Raw genomic sequence first — 253 nt, forward strand, 5'->3', positions numbered from 1 at the left:
AGGGCGGCCAGGAGCCGCGCTTCAGCTGCAACCTGTACCTGCAGAGTCGCGCCGAAGCCTGGACCGTGCTGCGCGACCTGGCAGCGATCTTCCGCGGCATGTCCTACTGGTCCGGCGCGGAAATGGTGGCGGTATCCGACATGCCGGAGGACGAGGCCTACACCTTCTCGCCGTCGAACACCGTGCGTGGCGACGACGGCAGCCACTTCAACTACAGCAGCAGCCGCCAGCGCGATCGCCACACCCTGGCCCT

General features: G+C 67.6%; 1 protein-coding gene. It reads left to right on the forward strand.

The genetic code is table 11. The features are described from left to right. Positions 1-253, forward strand: a 253-nt coding sequence (locus ACLJNW_RS26820) for a phage tail protein (RefSeq protein ID WP_410961598.1), incomplete at both ends; no start/stop codon positions are given.

The sequence above is a fragment of the Salmonella sp. SAL4457 genome (genome assembly GCF_046548235.1).
GTDB lineage: Bacteria > Pseudomonadota > Gammaproteobacteria > Enterobacterales > Enterobacteriaceae > Salmonella > Salmonella enterica.